This is a genomic window from Synechococcus sp. R55.3, assembly GCF_047461975.1.
Lineage (GTDB): Bacteria > Cyanobacteriota > Cyanobacteriia > Thermostichales > Thermostichaceae > Thermostichus.
In genome coordinates, this window is the sequence record NZ_JANSIG010000136.1 from 1 (window position 1) to 3833 (window position 3833).

Annotated in this window: 4 protein-coding genes and 1 tRNA gene; 1 reads left to right on the plus strand and 4 read right to left on the minus strand. The window is 52.9% G+C overall.

Features of this window, described 5'->3' with window-relative positions; translation table 11 throughout:
• Nucleotides 1-289 precede the first annotated feature (289 nt).
• Nucleotides 290-1393 carry a tRNA guanosine(34) transglycosylase Tgt gene (gene tgt / locus NW849_RS14010; RefSeq protein WP_414358423.1) on the minus strand — a complete coding sequence of 368 codons (1104 nt, stop codon included), beginning with the start codon at nt 1391-1393 and terminating at the stop codon, nt 290-292.
• A 119-nt stretch (nt 1394-1512) separates the two neighbouring features.
• Here tgt and NW849_RS14015 point away from each other — a divergent pair.
• Nucleotides 1513-1595 (plus strand) — tRNA-Leu (locus NW849_RS14015).
• Between the two features lie 54 nt (nt 1596-1649).
• Here NW849_RS14015 and NW849_RS14020 read toward each other — a convergent pair.
• The 3 genes from NW849_RS14020 to NW849_RS14030 all read right to left on the minus strand — a co-directional run bounded on the left by NW849_RS14020 (nt 1650) and on the right by NW849_RS14030 (nt 3356).
• Complete coding sequence (locus NW849_RS14020) at nt 1650-2054, minus strand: hypothetical protein (RefSeq protein ID WP_414358415.1); 405 nt, start codon at nt 2052-2054, stop codon at nt 1650-1652.
• 276 nt (nt 2055-2330) lie between these two features.
• A complete protein-coding gene (locus NW849_RS14025) occupies nt 2331-2726 on the minus strand; it encodes a hypothetical protein (RefSeq protein WP_414358418.1) in 396 nt (131 codons plus the stop codon).
• A gap of 252 nt (nt 2727-2978) precedes the next feature.
• On the minus strand, nt 2979-3356 hold the full coding sequence (locus NW849_RS14030; RefSeq protein ID WP_414358420.1) for a hypothetical protein: 378 nt from the start codon (nt 3354-3356) through the stop codon (nt 2979-2981).
• Nucleotides 3357-3833 lie beyond the last annotated feature (477 nt).

Below are 3833 nucleotides of genomic sequence, written 5' to 3' on the forward strand. Positions count from 1 at the left end.
TTCAATGCCTGCACAAAGACATCCATCGTCGCGTCCAATTTGGCGGCTTGTGACGGGAACGCCTTGAGCTTACAGGATATGGTCAGGACTTGGCTCATAAGTCCATTGTACTTCATCAAAGCGCATTCCTCCCGGCACTGACCCTACGGGTACAGTGCGGGGCTCCTGCGATTCCTAGCTGACTCCTTCCTGGAACCGCATGGGATAGCTTAAGTATATGCACGTACTATCCCATGTACTTATTCTACCAAAATGGATCAGATGCTTCCAGACAAATCTCCCGGCCGGCTTAGCTCCAGGGATCCCAGTGCTCATGAAATTGGCCTTCCAAGATGGCCTGGCGCATCTTTTGGGTGTAGCGCATCAGCTCCGTGATGTTGTGGATAGAAAGCAGGGTATAGCCCAGGATCTCCTGGGCGCGGATGAGGTGGCACAAGTAGGCGCGGCTAAAGTGGCGGCAGGTGTAGCAGGGACAGTCGGGATCGATGGGATCCAGGCTGCGGCGGTGCTCGGCATTTTTGATGTTCCAGCGTTTGCCCCGGCTGATCACCGTGCCATGGCGGGCATAGCGGGTGGGGATCACGCAGTCGAACAAATCTATCCCGGCGGCCACGGCGGCCCGCATCTCTGCATAGGTGCCCACCCCCATGAGATAACGGGGGCGATCTGCCGGCAGTAGAGGGGCTGTTTGCCGCACAACGGCGTGCATAAACTCGACCGGCTCCCCCACACTCACCCCGCCAATGGCATAGCCCGGCAGATCCAACCGACAGACCTCTTCCACCGCCCGCCGGCGCAGCTCAGGGTAAACTCCCCCCTGCACAATGCCAAACAAAGCCTGATCTGAGCGACGATGGGCTTTCACGCAGCGTTTCAGCCACTGGGTGGTTCGCCGCACCGCTGCTTCCACTTCCTCAGGGCTGGCAGGGTAGGGCGGGCACTCGTCGAAGGCCATGATGATGTCGGCCCCCAGGGCGTTTTGAATCTGGATGGATAGCTCTGGGGTGAAGTGAATGATGCGGCCATCGCGAGGAGAGCGGAACGTCACTCCCTCCTCGTTGATTTGGCGAATGGCGCTAAGGCTAAAGACCTGAAAGCCCCCTGAGTCGGTAAGGATGGGGCCCGACCAGCCCATAAAGCGGTGTAGCCCCCCTGCTGCTTGAATGATGTCCTCGCCGGGCTGTAGGTGCAGGTGATAGGTGTTGCTGAGAATAATATGGGCACCTGTCTCCTTGAGCTGGGCCGGGGTGAGGGTTTTCACGTTGGCCAAAGTTCCCACCGGCATAAAGCAAGGGGTTGGGATCCCACCGTGGGGGGTGACGAAGTATCCTGCCCGCGCTTGGGTATGGGGGCAGGTGCCCTCGCAGGTGAAGGTAAAGTCGGCCAAGGTCAGCGTTGATCAGCTTTCATCTGGTGCGCAGCAGAGCTTAGCACAGATAGAGCCGCCGGCAAGGGATCCCTTTTGCCAGCCTTGACAGGGATCCCCTGCTTTGGGCACACTTGTAGATCGCCGCGGAACTGGCGGAATGGTAGACGCGCTAGATTCAGGTTCTAGTGGCAGCAATGCCATCGGGGTTCAAGTCCCCGGTTCCGCACTACTGGATCTTCACAGTAAATCGAACTTATGAACAAGGCGCTGGTTTTACGTTTCAACCTTCTACCTCAGGAAGTTCTATCGCAGAAGTGATTTGAGAGAACTTCAGGCGAGCATGAGCCAAGTTGGCTTTCTGTCGTTCCAAAACAAGACAGAAGAACAGGCCGGTTATGGTGTTAACTAATCGAACGACACAGAAGAATTGTTCATAGACAAGAAACAGTTCTTCTAGTTTTTCTTGGGTTCTTGAGAATTGTTTAGTTTTGTTTCGAATTAACTCTGCATTACCCGATACTATCAACTCTAGTTCACATTGAGAAAAACCAGTGACGTTCGTACGAAACTTAGATCTCAGGCAGGTTCCATTTCTCCAGTCTCCAAGGGCTACCCCCAATACCCCGTCAAGGGCAAAGCTCTCATCTAGCGCTTCCTCTACTCTTTGCAGAATTCCCCCCACCATGATTCCCGCACCACAGAAAGTTTCCTAAGAAGGCCTGCCGAAGCTTAGCTTAAGCTAAGCACGTTAAGCAAGGGGGAGTTCATTAAGCAAGGGGGAGTTCATAAAGAATTAGCAAGCTAAAGATAAAGTAAAGCAATTCCCGGTCAAGAAACCCCAGACCTTCAAGCATCTTGGCGAGTCTAGGCCCCGAACGCTCCTACCCCTGAGAACTTTGCTTTGCTGGTGCTGGATCCCGAAGGCCCCAACGACTACCCCATCGGAGAAGGAAATAAGCTTCTAGATGAGTCTTGGGTTTGTGAGCGGCAACTGGCCCACCTGCTCTGCAAGCTGCGCTAACTTTATGCGGGCCAAGGCTAAGTTTCCCTTTTGTTTATCCAAGGCTAGGAAGATAAACAAGCCACGGCTATTCGCCAAGCGAATTAGGTGATACTGCTTTTGGGAAGTGAAAACGAGCTCCTGTATCCGCTCGTTCAGAGCCTCTGCAACCTTGAGTTTGGCACGGACTACTTCTGCATTGCCGACTATGGCAAGTGGTAGATTGCGTTCAGGAAAATCAGGGTTACCTGCAGACTTAAGTCCCAGACATGCACCACTTCTCCAATCTCCTAGAGCGACCCCCAGCGCTCCTTCCATGGCAAGGGCCTCGAGGAGAATCTCCTCCAACTTTGGCATAAATATCCCTCTTTCCTGCAGCTTGCTCGCCAGCCTTGTATCAAACGTATCTTCAAGTCAGCAATATTCTCTGGTTTACCCACGTACATTCTAATTCTAACTCCCTCCTCACTGGGAGAGAAAAGAAGCTAGGCAAGGAAGAGAACCTGCTCGGCAAGGCGGCTCAAGCTAAAGAGGCAGAACCCCCCGCTAGGCTCTGCCCAATATCCCCAACTGGAGTGGCGTCAATATCTGGCTATCGCCAATGTGATACTAGATGACTAGCTGCTCGGCAACTTGGTCTAGCTTGATGCGAGCAAGAGCTAGGTTTCCCTTCTCCCGATCCATAACAAGATAAAAGAACAAGCCCTGCACAGACTTAACCAAGCGAACAAGGTGGTACTGGGTCTTGAGAACAATAAGAATCTCCTCCACATCCTCCTTGATGCTCACAGACTCCAGAACTCGCATCTTAGACCGAATCACCTCGGTCATGCCAGCTACTGCCAGCTCCAAGTTTCGCTCTGGAAAGTCAGGGGTGTCTGGCCCCTTGAACCCCAGACACATGCCGCTCTTCCAATCTCCCAAAGCAATCCCCAAAGCTCCATCAGTGGTCAGGGCAGCAACCAAGCTCTCTTGAACTTTTTTCACGGAACCTGCCTCCCTGCGGGACAGTAACAGGAACAGAGAGATGCTTTAGCAATCTCAGACTGACCTTAAGCTGCAGGATGGTATACACGCACGGTTAGCCTCTTGTCAAAGGCTCTAGTTCGGCAATCCCCACGGAGATTGACCGGCAAATGCTGACGAACCTCACTTGTCTTGAGAATCTGTGCAGAGACTGAAGCTAGTCCCTTACAATCCCACGCAAGGGTTAACTAAAACTTAATAAATAGATAGTTTGATAAAGTTCGATGACTAGCAGTCTAACGACAAGAAACGCAGGGCTTGGAGAGGTGTCACCCGATATTCCCAAAATACAAATTGCACCGGAGCTGTCCCCAGAGCACAGCAGAACCCTGTTTGGTTCTCGATCCTACCTTGGGGAAAGGGATCCCTGTAGCTTCCGGTGGAGAGGCTTGGAAGTTATGCTGGGGTTACCTCTTTTACCTTGAGACTATCGACCTC

Coding starts and splice junctions, on each gene's coding strand:
- NW849_RS14020 (WP_414358415.1), bottom strand. CDS start 2,054: ATGGTGGGGGGAATTCTGCAAAGAGTAGAGGAAGCGCTAGATGAGAGC.
- NW849_RS14025 (WP_414358418.1), bottom strand. CDS start 2,726: ATGCCAAAGTTGGAGGAGATTCTCCTCGAGGCCCTTGCCATGGAAGGA.